The organism is Hyphomicrobiales bacterium (assembly GCA_016125495.1).
In the GTDB taxonomy this organism is placed as follows: Bacteria; Pseudomonadota; Alphaproteobacteria; order Rhizobiales; family RI-29; genus RI-29.
This window is the reverse complement of record WGLQ01000011.1, coordinates 48,795-65,608: the sequence shown is the minus strand read 5'-3', so window position 1 is coordinate 65,608 and position 16,814 is coordinate 48,795. Positions and strand designations below refer to the sequence as shown.

Annotated in this window: 17 protein-coding genes; 9 read left to right on the top strand and 8 right to left on the bottom strand. The window is 67.3% G+C overall.

Features of this window, described 5'->3' with window-relative positions:
• The first annotated feature begins 65 nt into the window (after nt 1–65).
• A complete protein-coding gene (gene betA, locus GC150_10245) occupies nt 66–1,724 on the top strand; it encodes a choline dehydrogenase (GenBank protein ID MBI1385280.1) in 1,659 nt (552 codons plus the stop codon).
• Between the two features lie 35 nt (nt 1,725–1,759).
• Here the strand turns inward: betA and GC150_10240 are convergent, their stop codons facing one another.
• The 4 genes from GC150_10240 to GC150_10225 form a co-directional block, all read right to left on the bottom strand.
• Nucleotides 1,760–2,566 carry an SDR family oxidoreductase gene (locus GC150_10240; GenBank protein MBI1385279.1) on the bottom strand — a complete coding sequence of 269 codons (807 nt, stop codon included), beginning with the start codon at nt 2,564–2,566 and terminating at the stop codon, nt 1,760–1,762.
• 11 nt (nt 2,567–2,577) lie between these two features.
• Nucleotides 2,578–3,078, bottom strand: a complete 501-nt coding sequence (locus GC150_10235; protein ID MBI1385278.1) for a hypothetical protein — start codon at nt 3,076–3,078, stop codon at nt 2,578–2,580.
• 96 nt (nt 3,079–3,174) lie between these two features.
• The gene (locus GC150_10230; protein ID MBI1385277.1) at nt 3,175–3,891 is read right to left on the bottom strand and encodes a hypothetical protein; all 717 of its coding nucleotides are present in this window, start codon (nt 3,889–3,891) and stop codon (nt 3,175–3,177) included.
• Nucleotides 3,892–3,967: 76 nt separating this feature from the next.
• Nucleotides 3,968–5,131 (bottom strand): cystathionine gamma-synthase, encoded by a 1,164-nt coding sequence (locus tag GC150_10225; protein ID MBI1385276.1) that lies wholly within the window; start codon nt 5,129–5,131, stop codon nt 3,968–3,970.
• A gap of 74 nt (nt 5,132–5,205) precedes the next feature.
• Here GC150_10225 and GC150_10220 point away from each other — a divergent pair, with 74 nt between their 5' ends.
• From GC150_10220 to GC150_10190, 7 genes are all read left to right on the top strand, one after another.
• Nucleotides 5,206–6,039: an SDR family NAD(P)-dependent oxidoreductase gene (locus GC150_10220; protein ID MBI1385275.1), complete on the top strand. Its 834-nt coding sequence runs from the start codon at nt 5,206–5,208 to the stop codon at nt 6,037–6,039.
• Between the two features lie 87 nt (nt 6,040–6,126).
• Nucleotides 6,127–6,306, top strand: coding sequence for a twin transmembrane helix small protein (locus tag GC150_10215; protein MBI1385274.1), 180 nt, complete (start codon nt 6,127–6,129; stop codon nt 6,304–6,306).
• A gap of 91 nt (nt 6,307–6,397) precedes the next feature.
• Complete coding sequence (locus GC150_10210; protein MBI1385273.1) at nt 6,398–6,991, top strand: cob(I)yrinic acid a,c-diamide adenosyltransferase; 594 nt, start codon at nt 6,398–6,400, stop codon at nt 6,989–6,991.
• 100 nt (nt 6,992–7,091) lie between these two features.
• On the top strand, nt 7,092–7,814 hold the full coding sequence (locus GC150_10205) for a rhomboid family intramembrane serine protease (protein ID MBI1385272.1): 723 nt from the start codon (nt 7,092–7,094) through the stop codon (nt 7,812–7,814).
• Between the two features lie 228 nt (nt 7,815–8,042).
• The gene (locus tag GC150_10200) at nt 8,043–8,792 is read left to right on the top strand and encodes an electron transfer flavoprotein subunit beta/FixA family protein (GenBank protein MBI1385271.1); all 750 of its coding nucleotides are present in this window, start codon (nt 8,043–8,045) and stop codon (nt 8,790–8,792) included.
• Between the two features lie 2 nt (nt 8,793–8,794).
• Complete coding sequence (locus GC150_10195) at nt 8,795–9,733, top strand: electron transfer flavoprotein subunit alpha/FixB family protein (GenBank protein ID MBI1385270.1); 939 nt, start codon at nt 8,795–8,797, stop codon at nt 9,731–9,733.
• Nucleotides 9,734–9,809: 76 nt separating this feature from the next.
• The gene (locus tag GC150_10190; GenBank protein ID MBI1385269.1) at nt 9,810–10,709 is read left to right on the top strand and encodes a 3-hydroxybutyryl-CoA dehydrogenase; all 900 of its coding nucleotides are present in this window, start codon (nt 9,810–9,812) and stop codon (nt 10,707–10,709) included.
• 233 nt (nt 10,710–10,942) lie between these two features.
• Here GC150_10190 and GC150_10185 read toward each other — a convergent pair whose 3' ends face one another.
• Together GC150_10185 and gloB are read right to left on the bottom strand one after the other, a co-directional pair.
• The gene (locus GC150_10185; GenBank protein ID MBI1385268.1) at nt 10,943–12,874 is read right to left on the bottom strand and encodes an NYN domain-containing protein; all 1,932 of its coding nucleotides are present in this window, start codon (nt 12,872–12,874) and stop codon (nt 10,943–10,945) included.
• Nucleotides 12,875–13,134: 260 nt separating this feature from the next.
• Nucleotides 13,135–13,956, bottom strand: coding sequence for a hydroxyacylglutathione hydrolase (gene gloB, locus GC150_10180; protein ID MBI1385267.1), 822 nt, complete (start codon nt 13,954–13,956; stop codon nt 13,135–13,137).
• A gap of 112 nt (nt 13,957–14,068) precedes the next feature.
• On the opposite strand from gloB, the gene GC150_10175 reads away from it, so the two are divergent.
• Nucleotides 14,069–14,860 carry a methyltransferase domain-containing protein gene (locus GC150_10175; GenBank protein MBI1385266.1) on the top strand — a complete coding sequence of 264 codons (792 nt, stop codon included), beginning with the start codon at nt 14,069–14,071 and terminating at the stop codon, nt 14,858–14,860.
• On the opposite strand, the gene metW is transcribed toward GC150_10175, so the two are convergent.
• Both metW and GC150_10165 read right to left on the bottom strand, forming a co-directional pair.
• Entirely contained in the window at nt 14,844–15,521 is a 678-nt protein-coding gene (gene metW / locus GC150_10170) for a methionine biosynthesis protein MetW (protein MBI1385265.1), read from the bottom strand. The genes GC150_10175 and metW overlap by 17 nt on opposite strands.
• Complete coding sequence (locus tag GC150_10165; GenBank protein MBI1385264.1) at nt 15,518–16,705, bottom strand: homoserine O-acetyltransferase; 1,188 nt, start codon at nt 16,703–16,705, stop codon at nt 15,518–15,520. The genes metW and GC150_10165 overlap by 4 nt, the downstream gene beginning before the upstream one ends.
• Nucleotides 16,706–16,814 lie beyond the last annotated feature (109 nt).

Sequence of the window (16,814 nt, the reverse complement as noted above, 5' to 3'; positions counted from 1 at the left end):
GCCGCCGGGCCCTCGTGCCAGTCTCGCGCGACGAGCGTCGACCGCTTGGGGAATGGCGGCATTCCATGACCGATGAATACGACTACGTGATCGTCGGGGCCGGCTCGGCAGGCTGCGTTCTCGCGGCCCGCCTCTCCGAGGAGCCCGGCACGCGCATTCTCCTCCTCGAGGCCGGCGGTTCGGACACCAGCATCTGGATCCAGATGCCGACCGCCCTCGCCATCCCGATGAACATGCCGCGCTACAACTGGTTCTACGAGACCGAGCCCGAACCGCATCTCGGCGGGCGCCGCATGAACTGCCCGCGCGGCAAGGTCGTCGGCGGTTCCTCGTCCATCAACGGCATGGTCTACGTGCGCGGCAACCCGCTCGATTTCGAGGGCTGGGAGGAGAGCGGCGCGACCGGCTGGGGTTACCGCCACGTCCTGCCCTATTTCCGCAGGGCCGAGAGCTTTTCCGGCGGTGCGGATGAATATCGCGGCGGCGACGGGCCGCTGGCGACGACCAACGGGCCCTGCGACAACCCGCTCTATGGCGCCTTCGTCGAGGCGGCCGTCCAGGCCGGATATTCGCGCACCGAGGACTACAACGGCTATCGCCAGGAGGGCTTCGGACGCATGGACCGCACGGTGGGCCATGGCCGGCGGGCGAGCGCGTCCAACGTCTACCTGAAGCCGGCCATGCGGCGTGGCAGCATCCGCCTCGTAACGCACGCCCTCGCCACCGCCGTCACGTTCGACGGTCGCCGTGCCACCGGCATCCGCTATCGCCGCGCGGGGCGCGAGGTGCACACCCGGGCCCGCCGTGAGGTGATCCTGGCGGGCGGCGCCATCAACAGCCCGCAGCTCCTGAAACTCTCCGGCATCGGGAACCCTGAGGAATTGCGCTCCCACGGCATCGAGGTCCGCCACGCGCTGCCGGCCGTCGGTGAAAACCTTCAGGATCACATGGAGGTGCGAGTCCAGCACGCCTGCAAGCAGCCGATCACCCTCAACGGCCGGATGGGGCTCTGGTCGCGCTTTCTCATCGGCGCACGCTGGGTGCTCTTCAAGGACGGCCTCGGCGCCAGCAATCACTTCGAGTCCTGCGGCTTCATCCGCACCCGGGCCGGCGTTCGCTACGCCAACGCCGAGTACCACTTCATGGCCGGTGCCGTCTCCTACGACGGCCAGAAGCTCGCGAACCGCCACGGCTACCAGGTCTATATCGGTCCCTTCCGCTCCAAGAGCCGCGGTTGGGTGCGCCTGCGCTCCCCCGCGCCCGAGGACAAGCCGCGCATCCTGTTCAACTACATGTCGCAGGAGGACGACTGGATCGACATGCGCGCCTGCATCCGCCTCACGCGGGAGATATTCGCGCAACCGGCTTTCGATCCCTACCGCGACGTCGAGATCGCTCCGGGACCGGACGTGGTCACCGACGATGAACTCGACGATTTCATCCGCCGAACGGTGGAGCCGGCCTACCACGCCTGCGGCACCTGTCGCATGGGTCGCGCCGACGACCCGGCCACGGTGGTCGATCCTTCGGGACGTGTGCACGGCCTCGATGGCTTGCGCGTCGTCGACGCCTCCATCATGCCGGCCGTCATCACCGCCAATCTCAATGCCAGCGTCATCATGATCGGTGAGAAAATGGCCGACGCGATCCGCGGCCGCGATCCACTGGCGCCCTCGAACGCGCCCTTCTACGTGGCGGAGAACTGGCAAACGTCGCAGCGCTGACCGCCAGCGCCGGCCCGCACCGGCGCCCGCCTGCCTCAGCTCGCCATCCAGCCGCCGTCGACCATCAGATTCTCGCCGGTGATGTAGGTGGCCTCGGGGCTCGCCAGGAACAGCACTGCGCTCGCGACGTCATCGGCGAGCCCGAGGCGCGGCCATGGCGTGCGGCTCCGCGAATAGGCGAGCTGCGCCTCGGTCGGCACGAAGCCGCCCATGTCGGTGAGGATTTTCCCCGGCGCGACGGCGTTGCAGACGATGCCGTCCCTTGCATAGTCCGCCGCGATCTGGCGCGTCATGTAGACGACGCCCGCCTTGCTCACCCCATAGGCGAGGTGACCGGGCGAGGAAATCATGCCGTGCTGGGAGGAAATATTGACGATGCGCCCGCGCACCTCGCGCTGGCCGGCGTGCTCGCGCGGCTCCTGGCCCAGCATCTGCAGCGCCGCCGCCTTGCAGCCGAGGAAGACGCCCTTGAGGTTGACCGCCATGACCCGGTCGTAAACCTCCTCGCTCGTCTCCGTCAGCCGCCCGCCTTCGCCGATCGCGGCGTTGTTGACCATGATGTCGAGGCGGCCGTGCGCGTCGGCGACCCGTGCGACGAGGCCGGCGACGTCTTCCCACCGCGAAACGTCGGCGATCACGAGTTCGCCGGCACCGCCTCCAGCGCGGATGACGTCATCGGTCGCCGGCCCTCCGCCGCGCGGCTCACGACCGAGATCACAGCCGAGCACGAAGGCGCCCTCCGCCGCAAAGCGTATCGCGATCGCCCGCCCGATCCCCGAGGCCGCCCCCGTCACGATGGCCGTATGGCCGGCGAGTCGGCCCTGCGACGGACCCGCCGCCATGCCACTCGCCATCAGCAGCGCCCTTTCTCGAAGGCGCGCACACCGCGACACAGCACGCTGCCCCATTCCGCGACGATCCGCATGCGCTCGTCGAAATCGAGATCGGCGAGCACCAGCGTCGTGCGCCCGACGCCGGCCGAGAGCTGATCGCGCTCGTCGCTGTAGGCGAGGAATTTGTAGTCGAAGGTCACCCGGCAGGCGCTGCGATCCTCGGTCTCCTCGAAGTCGTGGATGTGCATGAACTTGTAGATCCGGTCGGGCCAGCGGTCCTCCCAGTCCTGCATCTTGGCCAGCACGGCGCGGCTCGAGATGTTGCGGTCGTCGTAGTAGCGCAGGATCTCGTCCGCATAGCGCTGGATCTTGCGCTCGGCCGGCAGGCGGAAGAAGCGGCTTTCGAGGAACCGTTCGAGCCGCAGCTCGTTGCAGCGGGCATGGGCGGCGGGCGCGAGAGCGAACGCTCCCGTGATGAAAGCGAAGGCCATGGCGAGGCATCGCCCGAGATTGGAACGCATGGAAGGGCTCCCGATGTTGGCTCGACGGATGGTCGCCGCTATCGGGCCACGACCGCGCGGGCAATGCAACACCGCAAGTGCATCGGGGCGGGCGGTTCAGTTTCCATCGCCAGTCTTGGGTGGTGTCGCCGCCGTTGCCTTGAATGCCGTGTCATAGAGCGCCAGCGTCCCACCGTTGTTGAAGGCGCGGTAGTCGAGCTCGACCATTTCCATCTCGACGCTGGTCCAGATGAGGCCGTTCTCCTCGTCCTGCCCGACGATGGCGAGCGGACTGCTCGCGGTGGTCCGGGCGCTGATCCTCAGCCGGTAGGTGCCGCCCTCCTGGCTGGTCACGCGATTGAGTTCCTCGCCACGCCGCGTGTAAAAAAGGATTTCGCCCGAAAAGGCTGCGTTGCCGGCCACCGCGATCGGCGTAAAGAGCGGCGTGGTACCCTGGTTGGCGTCGCGCCACTTGCCGATCGAGGCGCCATAGAAGCGCTTGCGCTCGCCCGTCGCCGGGTTCTCGACATCGAGGTCGACGGCCAGAACGGTCGCCGCTCGCGCCCCCCGGTTGGCGATCGTGATCGGCACCTGGAACACCTCGAACGGCCCCCTGCCGGGATGGCTGTACTCGATCACCGGCGAGACGAAGAGCCTGAGGTCGGCCTGCTTGAAGGTGCTTTCGTAGAGGCTGAAGGCGGAAAAGACGAGCGCCACCGCCGAAACCGCCGCCGCGATCCAGCCGCCCGCCGACGATGAGGCGTTCCGTGCCACCTCGGCGTTGCTTTCGACGGCGCCCTGTGCCTCGCCTGACTTCGACGCACCCATGCCCATGTCGTCCCCCCGGTCCCTTCCAACCCACCGGAACCGATTGAGACGCCCGAAAGTGACCGCCGTTGGGCGGAGCGGCTCAGATGGCGCCTTCGATCGCCGCAACGAGGTCGCCCAGCAGGTCCTCGCCGTCCTCGAGCCCGACGCTCAGCCGAAGGAGGTCGCTTGGGCAGGGCGTATCCGGCCCTTCGATGCTGGCGCGGTGCTCGATCAGGCTCTCCACGCCGCCGAGCGAGGTTGCCCGCTGCCAGAGCTGGACGCCGGCCGCCGCCGCGATCGCCGCTTTTTCGCCGCCCCTGAGCCGGATCGAGAGCATGCCGCCGAAGCCGCCCTGCATCTGACGCCGCGCCACCTCGTGCCCCGGGTCGCCCGCGAGTCCCGGATAGAGCACCTCGGCGACGCCCGGATGGCGCGCCAGACGTTCGGCGAGCCAGAGTGCGGTCTCTGACTGCCGGCGCACCCTGACGAATAGCGTGCGCATACCGCGGATGAGCAGCGCCGCCTCGCGTGGTCCGAGCACGGCCCCGAGCACCTTGCGCTGATGCGCAGCGCGTTCGCCGAGCCCATCCATCCGCGCGAAAGCCAGTGCGCCGGCGATCACGTCGGAATGCCCGTTGAGGTATTTCGTCGCGGCATGCATGACCACGTCGGCGCCGAGCACGAGCGGCCGGGTGTGGACCGGTGTCGCCACGGTGGAATCGACCGCCAGGATCGCCCCCGCGCGACGGGCGACGTCAGCGGCGGCCGCGATGTCCCAAACCTGCCAGAGTGGATTGGCCGGCGTCTCGAGCCAGATCGCGCGCGTCTCGCCCGGGCGAACCGCCGCCTCGAGCGCCTCGACGTGATTGTCGACGAAGGTCGTCGTGATCCCGTGCCGTGGCGCATCCACGACCAGCCAGGACCGGAGCGCCCAGTACATGACCTTGGGCGCCACCACGTGCGCCGGAGGCTCCAGTGCAAGCAATAGGGCCGTTGCCGCCGCCATGCCGGAGCCGAAGACGAGTGCTCCTTGTGCCCCCTCGAGCCGGGCGATCACCGCCTCTGCCTGGCGCACAGTGCGGTTGTCGGCGCGCCCGTAGGCATAGCCGCTCGAATACCCCCCGTCGGGATCGCGCAGATAGGTCGTCGAGATGTCGATGGCCGATACCACGGCACCGGTCACGGGATCACTTCCACCGCCGCCTTGAGCGGCCATGCTCTCGATGCTCCAGCCCTTCGTGCTCTTGCCGCCACCACCTGTCATCGCCCAGTCTCCGTTGGACGCCTCCTCGTGCAACGGTTCTAGCCAAGCCCGCCCGCTGGCGATACACCGCGCGCATGACCAAGCCACCCGACCGTTCCGTCCTCGTCACCGGCTGCTCCACCGGCATCGGCCGCGCCGCCGCCATCGGCCTTCGCAACCGCGGCTGGCGGGTTCTCGCCACGGCCCGAAGCAAAGCCGATCTCGCTTCCCTCGCGGCCGAAGGCCTCGAGTCGATCGCCCTCGAGTTGCGCGATCCCGCGAGTGTCGCGGCCTGCGCCGAGCGCGCACTCGAACTCACAGACGGCCGCCTCTACGGTCTCTTCAACAATGCAGCTTATGGCCAGCCTGGGGCGGTCGAGGACCTGACGCCTGAGCTGCTTCGCGATCAGTTCGAGGTCAATTTCTTTTCCTGGCACGATCTGACGCGCCGTCTGATCCCGGCCATGCGGGCCAACGGCACTGGCCGCATCGTGCAGTGCTCCTCGGTCCTCGGCTTCATATCGCCACCGTATCGGGGCGCCTACAACGCCTCCAAGCATGCTCTCGAGGCCTTGAGCGATGCGATGCGTCACGAGCTGGCGGGCACGGGCATCTCCGTTTCGCTGATCGAGCCCGGCCCCATCGAGAGCCGCTTCCTGTCGACCGCCCTCGCGGCCTTGCGCGACAACATCGCGATTGCCTCCTCGCCGCATGCCGAGCGCTATCGGGCACGGCTCGCCGCCATGGAGGCCGGGGGGAACCAGCGCTTCAAGCTGCCGCCCGAGGCCGTGCTGGCCAAGCTCGTTCATGCCCTCGAGGCCGAACGCCCGAAGCTGCGCTACTACGTCACCTTCCCCACCTATTTCGCGGCCTATGCAAAGTGCTACATGCCGCGCATGATCTATGACCGCATCCTGGCGCGTTCCTGACCGGTCTGCGCTGCCTGGAACCGGCCGCAGTTCCATACGATCGCCGCGATGCCGCCCGATCGTGACGCCGCCAGCACAGGAGAGTTCATGAGCACCGTTGCGACCGTTGCCGTCGGAGCCGTCGCCATCGTCCTGTTGATGGGGCTCTACAACATGATGCGCAACGGCAGCGCCAACCTCAGCCAGCAGCTGATGCGCTGGCGCGTCGGCCTCCAGTTCATCGCCATCCTGCTGCTGATGCTGGCCCTTTTCGTTTCGGGTCGCTGAACGGCGCCCTGGGCCGCGCAACCCATGGCCACCGGCGCCAGCGGCGGTCCGATCCCATCACATCCCTTCAATCGAGCTTGCGAGCCCCGTCATGGTTGTCCTCAACAAGATCTACACCCGCACCGGCGATGCCGGTGAAACCGGTCTCGGTACCGGTCGGCGTGTCAAGAAGTACGATCCGCGCATCGAGGCCTATGGCACCGTCGACGAGGCCAATGCGGCTATCGGTGTCGCGCGCCTCACCCTCGAGGCGGAGTGGCCGACCCTGGCGGCCATGCTGCTGCGCATCCAGAACGATCTTTTCGATCTCGGTGCCGACCTCTGCACGCCCGACACCGGCGAGCCGCTCGCCTATGAGCCGTTGCGCGTATTGGCCGGACAGGTGACCCGCCTCGAGCGAGAGATCGACGAGTTGAATGCCGACCTCGCGCCCTTGCGCTCTTTCGTGCTGCCGGGCGGAACCCTCGCTGCCGCTCATCTCCATGTCGCGCGCACCGTTTGCCGGCGCGCCGAGCGGCGCATGGTCGAGCTGGCCGATCAGCCCGGCGAGACGGTCGGTGAGGCGGCGTTGCATTACGTCAACCGACTCTCCGATTTCCTCTTCGTGGCCAGCCGTTACGTGAACGCCAAGGGCTCGGGTGATACGCTCTGGGTGCCCGGCAAGACCCGCGACAACGGCGCCTGAGGTCGCTATAGGGGGGGCGGGCCAGGAGGTATCGGGGGCAAAGCGGCGCATGGGCCTATCGTGGCCCCGTCCGAGCCCGGCATCGAGGGAGCAAGCGGCCGTGTTCTTGCCGATCCATGACGTCAATCGACTGAAAGTCATTCCGTTCCAGTACGTCACCATCGGCCTGATCGCGCTCAACGTGGTGATCTTCGTGCTGACCTCGACGGGTGTCAGCCCGATCGTGGCGGCGTCCTTCGCGGTCGTGCCCGGCGAACTCGTCGCGGACGTGCTTGCCGGCCCGCCGATCGCCGATCGCTTCGATGCGATCCCCGTTCCCGAGCTGTGGACGCTCGTCAGCTACATGTTCCTGCATGGCGATCTGATGCACATCGGGGGCAACATGCTGTTCCTCTGGGTCTTCGGTGACAACGTCGAGGACGCGATCGGCCACTTCGGCTTTCTCGTTTTCTATCTGCTGTGCGGCATCTTCGCCGGCCTCCTGCACACCTATGTCATGCCTGGCTCGGAAGTGCCGCTCATCGGGGCGAGCGGAGCGATCTCGGGCTGCGTCGCGGCCTATCTCATGCTTCATCCCCGGGTGCACCTCTGGGTGCTCGTCGCGCGTGTCCTGCCGCTTTCTATCCCGGCGTTCTGGGCGCTCGGCGCGTGGATCCTGTTTCAGTTCGTGCAGGCTTACGCCTCGGTGCTGGAGACCGGCATCGCCCGCGATCAGACGGCTTGGTGGGCGCACGTCGGCGGGCTCGTTGCCGGCGCGATCCTTGTCGTTTTCATGCGCCGTCGTGGCGTTCCGCTGTTCGACCGTCCGGGTGGGGTCGTGTAGTTGAAGGTCGGTCGCTCCGGTCCCGTCACCATCGGTGCGGGCGCCAAATGCGACATTGACTTGTAACAAACCGCGAAGCTAGGTTCGCGAGCGTTCTTCGCACGTGCAACAAAAGGCCTGTCGCTCGGGCATTTCGGTCCCGTGGGCCGGGTGATTGTGGGCGCGGTGTGGACCTGGTGGGGCGGTCAGCGAAGACGCGATGCACGGGCGTCTGGGAGCCACTCGTTGATGAAGATACTGGTGCCGGTCAAACGCGTTGTCGATTACAACGTGAAAATCAGGGTGAAGGCGGACGGCTCGGGCGTCGAGCTCGAGAACGTCAAGATGTCGATGAACCCGTTCGACGAAATCTCCGTCGAGGCGGCGATCCGCCTGAAGGAGGCTGGCGCGGCCAGTGAGATCGTCGTGGTGTCCATCGGGCCCGAGAAAGCGCAGGAGACGATTCGCACGGCCCTTGCCATGGGGGCGGACCGCGGCATTCTCATCAAGACCGATCAGTTGGTCGAGCCGCTCGCCGTTGCCAAACTGCTGCGCAAGGTCGCCGAAGCCGAGGCGCCGGGACTGGTCATCGTCGGCAAGCAGGCGATCGACGACGACTGCAACCAGACCGGCCAGATGCTGGCCGCGATGCTCGGCTGGCCGCAGGGCACGTTCGCCTCCAAGATCGCCGTCGAGGGCGGCAAGCTCAACGTCACGCGCGAGGTCGACGGCGGCCTGCAGACCGTGGCGCTCGACATGCCGGCCGTCGTGACCACGGACCTGCGCCTCAACGAGCCGCGCTTTGCCGCGCTTCCCAACATCATGAAGGCCAAGAAGAAGCCGCTCGACATCAAGTCCCCGGAGGACTTCGGCGTCGACATCACGCCGCGCGTGCGCATCGTCAAGACCGTGGAGCCGCCGGCCCGCAAGTCGGGCGTGCGGGTGGCGAGCGTCGAGGAACTGGTGGCCAAGCTGCGTAACGAGGCGGGAGTGATCTGACCATGGCAACCCTTCTCATCGCCGAGCACGACAACTCGGCCCTCAATCCCGCCACCGCCAAGGCCCTCACCGCCGCCCGCGCCATGGGCGCGCCCGTGCATGTGCTGGTCGCCGGCAACGGCTGCCGCGCGGTCGCCGATGCGGCCGCCCGCCTCGAGGGGGTCGCCAAGGTGATCCTCGTGGAAGCCGCGCACCTCGAGCGGCATCTCGCGGAAGAGATGGCCAGCCTCGTCGTCGGGCTCATGTCGAGCCACGACAACCTCGTCGCTGCCGCCACCAACTCGGCCAAGAACATCGTGCCGCGCGTTGCCGCCCTGCTCGATGTCGGCCAGGTCTCGGACATCACCGCCGTGCTGGCGCCCGACACTTTCGAGCGCCCGATCTATGCCGGCAACGCCATCCAGACCGTCCAGACGACCGACGGCAAGCGCGTCGTCACGGTCCGGTTTGCCGCCTTCGCGGCGGCCGAGGAAGGTGGCTCGGCGCCGGTCGAGACGGCCTCGGCGCCGGCCCCGATCGCGATTTCGTCGTTCGTGCGCGAGGAATTGTCCCGCTCGGATCGCCCCGAGCTGGCGTCCGCCAAGATCGTCGTCTCGGGCGGTCGCGGCATGCAATCGGGCGACAACTTCGTTCTGCTGGAGCGCGTCGCCGACCTCCTCAACGCCGCCGTTGGCGCGAGCCGCGCGGCCGTCGATGCCGGCTTCGTACCGAACGAGTATCAGGTCGGCCAGACCGGCAAGGTCGTCGCACCCGACCTTTACATCGCTGTCGGCATCTCCGGGGCCATCCAGCATCTCGCCGGCATGAAGGACAGCAAGGTGATCGTCGCGATCAACAAGGACGAGGAGGCGCCGATTTTCCAGGTCGCCGACTACGGCTTGGTCGCCGACCTCTTCAAGGCTTTGCCGGAACTCGAGGCCGAGTTGAAAAAGGTGGCATGACGCGGCGGCCCGCGTTCGCCGGCTCGGTCGGTGGACGTGGGCCTCTCGCCGAATACCCGTTGGGAATGGATAGGACATGAGCGACCGCCCCAAAGGACCCGTCGATATCCGCACCATCGGCATCATCGGTGCCGGCCAGATGGGCAACGGTATCGCCCATGTCGCCTCGATCGCCGGTTACGAAGTCCGGCTCAACGACCTGACCCGCGAGCGTTATGACGCGGCACTCGAAACCATCAAGCGCAACATGCGTCGACAGGCCGCCAAGGGGCTCGTCGCCGAGGCTGCGACCGCCGCCGCTGTCGCACGCATCTCCTATGCTGGCTCCTATGCCGATTTCGCCGACGTCGATCTCGTCATCGAAGCGGCCACCGAGGACGAGCAGGTCAAGCGACAGATTTTCACCAAGCTCTGCCCCAGCCTGAAGGCGGGTGCGCTGATCGCCTCGAACACCTCCTCGATCTCCATCACGCGCCTTGCCTCGGTAACCGATCGGCCCGAGCGATTCATCGGCATGCACTTCATGAATCCGGTGCCGCTGATGCAACTCGTCGAGGTCATTCGCGGCATCCAGACCGAGGAGGAGGCGTTCCAGGCGACGATCGCCTTCATTGACAGTCTTGGAAAGACGTCGGCGGTGGCCGAGGACTTTCCGGCCTTCATCGTCAACCGCATCCTGCTGCCGATGATCAACGAGGCGGTTTATACGCTCTATGAAGGGGTCGGCAGCGTCGAGGCGATCGACCGCGCCATGAAGCTCGGCGCCAACCACCCGATGGGCCCCCTCGAACTCGCCGATTTTATCGGTCTCGACACCTGTCTGTCGGTCATGCAGGTGCTCTATGAAGGGCTCGCGGATTCGAAGTATCGCCCGTGCCCGCTCCTCGTGAAGTACGTCGAGGCCGGCTGGCTCGGACGCAAGACTCAGCGCGGGTTCTACGACTATCGCGGCGAGACGCCCGTTCCGACGCGCTGACCGCTTCGACTGCCGCAAACCATCACAGCTAACCTGCTCGGGTCGATCGCGCCGCATCCGGCGCTCGCCAGGGGCACGAATTCGGGCCTGAGAAAGCCGCGGTCTCCTCCCCGGCCATCGACAGGATGTACCGCTCCGCCGAAAACGGAAACGGGGCGGGCCCCTTCCGGCGCCCACCCCATTCGTTGGCTCCTGCCACCGCCCCGCGCGCAGGCCGCACGGGCTCGCCCTGGTCACTGCCCCATCTGCGAGCGCACGATGCGCGGCATCTGCCCGAAGTCGGCCGAGGCAAGATCCTCCGGCTCGCCATAGGCAGCACCGCCGTAGCCCTGAGCAGCGGCCGGCCTCGCCCGTTCGGGAACTTGCCGGCGCTCTTCCTGGGTCCACCAACGGTCGACCTCCTCTTCGTTCGCCCGTCGCGACGGCTCGCCCTGATGGGGCTCCTGCGGATTGCCGGAGGCGGTGCGTTGAACGGGAGCATAGCCGCCGCTCTGGCCGACCGGATCGACCGCGGGCTGCTGGGGTGGCATCGCACGCACGGGCTCGCTCGGCCGCGTGTCGGAGCGCGACAGCGCGCCACCAGCGAACCAGGCATCGATGAGATCGATCTCCTGGGCCGAGAGCGTCAGTCCCTGCGTCCGGCAGCGGGCCACGACGAAGTTCCGGAAACGCCCGGCAAAGAGCACGGCCGACGCGCCCTGCTCGAACCACGGGTCCGCTTCGCTCACGACGTCGAGCACGAAACGAACGTCGTCGCGGCGCACCGTAAGGCCCACCGCCTGGGCACGGTTCATGATGTTCGTGATCGTCTGGGCGCCATTGAGCCCGCTCGCCTTGATTTCGGCGGCGAGCGCCTCGAACAGCTGCCCATACTGTGCCGGCGAGAGAGCCGGTGCCTGACAAGCCTCGTGAATCCGCGTGATGGACGCCTTGGCATCGAAACTCTGGTTTCGCACCGGCTGTGATGGTGGCACCGCCGCGCTGCTCGGCGCCGGTGCCGTCGCCGCTTGGCCGGAGGCCGCTTGCGGCCGCTGCGGCGGCGGTACGGCCCCCGTCGGCTGGGAAGGCGGAACGTCGAAGCGCGAGCCTTGCATTCCAAAACCGCCCGCCGGGTTGTTCGCTCCGGTCGCGGGAGGGGCCGACTTCGCCGGCTCGGAACGCGCGGCCTCGGGCGGCCGGGGTGCCGAAACCGGTACGGCGTCCACGCGCGGTTGCGCGGGCGGCGACGCAGGGGCCCCGGCATTCGCCGGGCTGGCGGCAGGCTGTGCCTCGGGGTCGGCATGCCGCCCGGGCTCGAAGGCGAGGTAGGGCGGCTGTGTGGTCAGGCGGATTTCGGCGGGCAGGTTCTCGATCAGGAACGTGCGGAAGGCGCCGTGGCCACCCCAACCCGTCCCGATCGTCTTTTCGTAGCCGAGCGCCCGCTGCGCCCGGTCGGCGAGGGTCTCGATCGGCACGGCCGAATCGGAATGGCGGATGTGATCCACCACCTCGGCGACGATCGCCTGGCGCTGCGCGTCACGTGCGTTGACGGAGACCACCGGCTCGACTTCGACCGGCTGGCTTGTGATCTCGGGAACGGCACCGTCCATGAGCAGCGCCATGAGCGCTTCCTCGCGGATTTCGCCGTCGCAGATCGCCGTATAGGGCGTGGCGGTGAATTCGTTGGCGTAGATCACGGTTCGCCGCGCATGGGCCCTGAGGCGGTGCAGTACCGGCGTGAAATCGGCGTCGCCCGAAAGGATCACGAACTCGTCGAAGTAGGTGTCGTGCGTGAGGAAGTCGCGGATGTCCATGACCATCCGGATGTCCGACGAGTTCTTGAGCTGGGCGGTCAGTGGCGGGCAGTCCACGATCTCGAACCCGGCCCTGAGGAAGTGGTGCCGGATGAACGGGAACGAACTCATGTCCGTGGAGTTGTCGCGGCTGTTGCGCCGCGGCACGGGGTTACCGTAGCAGCGGTTCATCACCATGCGCCGGTCGAGCATCGGCGAAGGGCCGTTCGTGGGCGTGATGAGCCGTCCGCTCTCAATCTCCTTGAGCCAGTGCAGGGCGTCCTTGGCGAAGCGCTTGGCGACTTCTTCGTTCCTGCGCTTCAGCGAAAGATAGATGTTGTCGTAATCTACGAATACCGCACTCAGGCACGGTCCCGAAGCCCCGTTCCTCATTTTGGATTACCCCGCTTCGCCCCGACTTGAAACATTGCCGCGACCTTATGGAATGCCACGGCAACACAGCAAGCACGGCTCAGGCCACACTCGGCATCGAAACGAAAAAGGAGTGCAGAATCAGTTCGGTGGCAAGCGCTTTCGACATCCCGAACAACGGGGATAACCGTTGCTCACCCCCGAGACCGAGGCCCCGATCCGGCCACTGATTCGCCGCCGCCGCCCCACCGACGCCCGAATCCACCCACGAGGGCGGCTGCTCAGGCTGCGTCCTTACGCCGGCGAACTTCCGCGAAAACGTCCGCATCGCGCGCCGTCTCGAGGCCGAGGCGCGCGCGGATTTCATCGCTCGTGCCGGCCCTGAGGAACGGGTTGGTGGCCAACTCCAACCCGATCGTGGTTGGCAGCGTCGCCCGGCCCTGTTCACGCAGCCGCTCCACTTCGCGCGCCCGGGCCACCAGAGCGGCGTTGCCGGGCTCGATGGTGAGCGCGAAACGCGCATTCGCGAGCGTGTACTCGTGGCCGCAATGGACACGGGTCTCTTCGGGCAGCTTTGCGAGTTTCGAGAGCGAGGACCACATCTGCTCGGCGGTTCCCTCGAAGAGGCGCCCGCAGCCGAGCGAAAAGAGCGTGTCCCCGACGAACGCCAGCCCGGCGGCCGCGAAATGGTAGCTGACATGGCCGCTGGTGTGGCCCGGCGTGTCGATGACCGCGACGTCGTGCCCGGCGAAACGGATGGTATCGCCTTCTCCGACCGCCCTGTCGATTCCTGGGATGCGTTCGCGCTCGCGGGCCGGCCCGACGATCTCGCACCCCCACTCCTCCTTTAGGTCGAGGTTACCGGCAACGTGGTCGCCATGGTGATGCGTCGTCAGGATGTGGGTCAGACGCCAGCCCGTCTCGGCCAACGCATTGCGCACGGCCGCCGTCTCGGGCGCATCGATCGAGGCCGTGGCCCCGCTGGCGGCATCGTGGACCAGCACGCAGTAGTTGTCGCCCCGGCAGGTGAACTGGTGAACGGCGAGTTGCGGCACGGTCCCGCTCTCCCTTGGCTTGGCATGCAGTGAGCCACAGCCTAGCATGGGCTCGGGATCGCTTGAACCCACTGGCGGATTGGCGGCAGTCACCTCGTCGCGGCGGCCCCGGCGGCGCGTCGTGTTGGCCGGGCCGAGCTATTCCTCTGGGGGAGGCGCGATGCAAGTCGACGTGAGCGAGTTGATCGCCTTCTATCAAGAGCCGCTCGGTCGCACGGTTTCGCGGCTGATCGGGGCTCGGGTCCGCACGCGCTGGCGCAGTGTCGCCGGCGAGCGCGTGGTCGGTTACGGCTTCGCCACGCCCTATCTCGGCATGTTCCGCGAGGAGGCGCACACGCTGGCGGCCGTCATGCCGGCCGAGCAGGGCGCCGTCATCTGGCCGCCCGAGCCGCCGCACGCCACGCTACTGTCGGCCCATCACCAACTCCCGATCGCGGATTCCTCGATCGATCGCATCCTTGTCGTGCATGGCCTGGAGATGACCGAGGCGCCGCACGAACTGCTTCGCGAGTTCTGGCGCGTTTTGGCGCCGGAGGGCAGCATCCTGCTCGTGGTGCCGAACCGTGCCGGCCTCTGGGCGAGTTTCGATTCGACGCCCTTCGGCCATGGCCGGCCGTACAGCCGTGGCCAGCTCGAGCGGCTCTTGCGCGCCGCGCTGCTGGAACCGGTGTCCTGGTCGTCGGCATTGGCGTTTCCGCCGCTCCGCTGGTCGCTGGTGCGCGGCTCCGCTCCGACGTGGGAGCGGCTCGGCCAACGCTTCTGGCCGGCCTTCACGGGGGTCGTTCTGGCGGAAGCGCAAAAGCAGACCATCGCCCCTGTGCGGGGAACGCCGGCCACGGCCCTGGCGCGAGGTGCACGGTTGCGTCCCTTCGGCGCGCGCCAAACGGCTGGCGCGCGCGGCGCCCTCGATCCTCGGGCGCGGTGTGGCAAGGCGCTCAGCTCCGCGCGATGAGGAAGATGGCCGACGCGCTCATGAGGTTGTGCATGAAGGAGGGCACGACCCCCGAGATCGGCTGTCCGAACTCGTCCAATAGCGCCTTTCGCTCGATGCGCGCGTTCAGTTTGCGGCAGAGGTCCTCGAAATCCAGCAGCGTGCAGAAGTGGATGTTCGGCGTATCGTACCATTCGTAGGGAATGCTCGGATTGACCGGCATGCGCCCCTTGAATCCGAGCTGGGCGCGAACCCGCCAGTGTCCGAAGTTCGGGAACGAGACGATGGCCCGGTGCCCGATTCGCATGAGATGCCCGACCACCTTGTCCGGCGCGCGTGTCGCCTGGATGGTTTGACTGAGGATGGTGAAGTCGAAGGCGTCGTCTGGGTAGTTCTGGAGGTCGCTGTCGGCGTCGCCCTGGATCACCGAGAGGCCGGCGGCGAGGCTCTTGGTCACGCCCTCCCGGCTGAGTTCGAGTCCGCGCCCGACCACCGCCCGTCGTTCCGCCAGGAGTTCGAGCAGCGCGCCGTCGCCGCATCCGACGTCCAAAACCCGCGCCCCCTGGCTGACCCAATCGGCAATGATGTCGTGGTCCGTGCGCCGCTTGGCACTTGCGATCTGCATCGATCGATCCCCCGCACCGTGCACCCGCCTCCCAGCCGGTTGCCCACCTTGCGTCATGGCCGGCCCTGTCCCGACCGTTCGCCCTCTTGCCCGGCGGGCGCGATCTTGAGCATGCGCGCGCCGGCCTCGAGAAAGCCGGTCACCGTCGCAAAGAGGTCGGGCTCGTTCAGCAGGAAGGCGTCGTGGCCGTTGTCGGAGCGGATTTCGACGAAGCTTACGTCGGCCGCCACCGCCGTCAGCGCCTGCACGATCGCCCGGCTCTCGCGCGTCGGATAGAGCCAGTCGCTGGTGAACGAGATGACGCAGAAGCGTGGCGTGTCCTTCTTGAAGGCATTGGCGAGCGTTCCCCCGAACTCCCCGGCGAGATCGAAATAGTCCATCGCCCGAGTGATGTAGAGGTAGCTGTTGGCGTCGAACCGGTCGACGAAGCGAAACCCCTGGTGGTGCAGGTAGCTTTCGACCTGGAAATCTGGATCGAAGGAAAAGCCGACGGCGCCGCCCTGCTGCAGGTTGCGCCCGAACTTGCGGTGCAGCGCCTCGTCCGAGAGATAGGTGATGTGCGCCGCCATGCGGGCCACGGCAAGGCCCTTGCGCGGCTGTTCGCCGCGCTCGAGGTAGCTGCCGCCCTGCCAGGCCGGGTCCGCCATCACCGCCTGCCGGCCGACCTCGTGAAAGGCGATGTTCTGCGAGGAATGGCGGGCGGCCGTTGCGATTGCGAGCGCCGAGAAGGTGCGCGCGCCGTGCTTGGCGGCGAAGTCGAGCACCTGCATGCCCCCCATCGAGCCGCCGATTACGGCGAACAAGCGGTCGATGCCGAGGTGATCGAGGAGGCGGACCTGCGCTCGGACCATGTCACCGATCGTGATGACCGGAAAACCGAGGCCGTAGTGCCGCCCCGTCGCCGGATCGATGCTGCTCGGTCCGCTCGAGCCCATGCAGCCGCCGAGGATGTTGGCGCAGATGACGAAGAAGCGACGCGTGTCGACGGACTTGCCCGGACCGATCATCTCACTCCACCAGCCCGGTTTGCCGGTTCGCGGATGCCGCGATGCCGCGTGCTGGTCACCCGTCAGCGCATGGCAGACGAGAATGGCGTTGGAGCGCTCGACGTTCAGCGTTCCGTAGGTCTGGTAGGCGAGCGTGTAGCTATCGAGTCGCCGCCCGCAATCGAGCGCGAGCCCGTCGGCATCCGTGAACGTGCCGTCTCGGGTGGTCGGCTCGTGCGCGTTCTCATCGAGCATTCTGCTTGCTTTATCGATGGTCATTCCGTTGCCCCCGAAGGGCGGCCGGCAGGCCCGGCCTCTCGACGTCCGCGCGAGCCTAATGGTCGGCAATGACGCCGCCCGGTCC

Bases quoted from the DNA above. Each gene is read 5' to 3' on its own strand.
- betA (MBI1385280.1), top strand. From the start codon at position 66: ATGACCGATGAATACGACTACGTGATCGTCGGGGCCGGCTCGGCAGGC.
- GC150_10240 (MBI1385279.1), bottom strand. From the start codon at position 2,566: ATGGCGGCGGGTCCGTCGCAGGGCCGACTCGCCGGCCATACGGCCATC.
- GC150_10235 (MBI1385278.1), bottom strand. From the start codon at position 3,078: ATGCGTTCCAATCTCGGGCGATGCCTCGCCATGGCCTTCGCTTTCATC.
- GC150_10230 (MBI1385277.1), bottom strand. From the start codon at position 3,891: ATGGGCATGGGTGCGTCGAAGTCAGGCGAGGCACAGGGCGCCGTCGAA.
- GC150_10225 (MBI1385276.1), bottom strand. From the start codon at position 5,131: ATGACAGGTGGTGGCGGCAAGAGCACGAAGGGCTGGAGCATCGAGAGC.
- GC150_10220 (MBI1385275.1), top strand. From the start codon at position 5,206: ATGACCAAGCCACCCGACCGTTCCGTCCTCGTCACCGGCTGCTCCACC.
- GC150_10215 (MBI1385274.1), top strand. From the start codon at position 6,127: ATGAGCACCGTTGCGACCGTTGCCGTCGGAGCCGTCGCCATCGTCCTG.
- GC150_10210 (MBI1385273.1), top strand. From the start codon at position 6,398: ATGGTTGTCCTCAACAAGATCTACACCCGCACCGGCGATGCCGGTGAA.
- GC150_10200 (MBI1385271.1), top strand. From the start codon at position 8,043: ATGAAGATACTGGTGCCGGTCAAACGCGTTGTCGATTACAACGTGAAA.
- GC150_10195 (MBI1385270.1), top strand. From the start codon at position 8,795: ATGGCAACCCTTCTCATCGCCGAGCACGACAACTCGGCCCTCAATCCC.
- GC150_10190 (MBI1385269.1), top strand. From the start codon at position 9,810: ATGAGCGACCGCCCCAAAGGACCCGTCGATATCCGCACCATCGGCATC.
- GC150_10185 (MBI1385268.1), bottom strand. From the start codon at position 12,874: ATGAGGAACGGGGCTTCGGGACCGTGCCTGAGTGCGGTATTCGTAGAT.
- gloB (MBI1385267.1), bottom strand. From the start codon at position 13,956: ATGCTAGGCTGTGGCTCACTGCATGCCAAGCCAAGGGAGAGCGGGACC.
- GC150_10175 (MBI1385266.1), top strand. From the start codon at position 14,069: ATGCAAGTCGACGTGAGCGAGTTGATCGCCTTCTATCAAGAGCCGCTC.
- metW (MBI1385265.1), bottom strand. From the start codon at position 15,521: ATGACGCAAGGTGGGCAACCGGCTGGGAGGCGGGTGCACGGTGCGGGG.
- GC150_10165 (MBI1385264.1), bottom strand. From the start codon at position 16,705: ATGCTCGATGAGAACGCGCACGAGCCGACCACCCGAGACGGCACGTTC.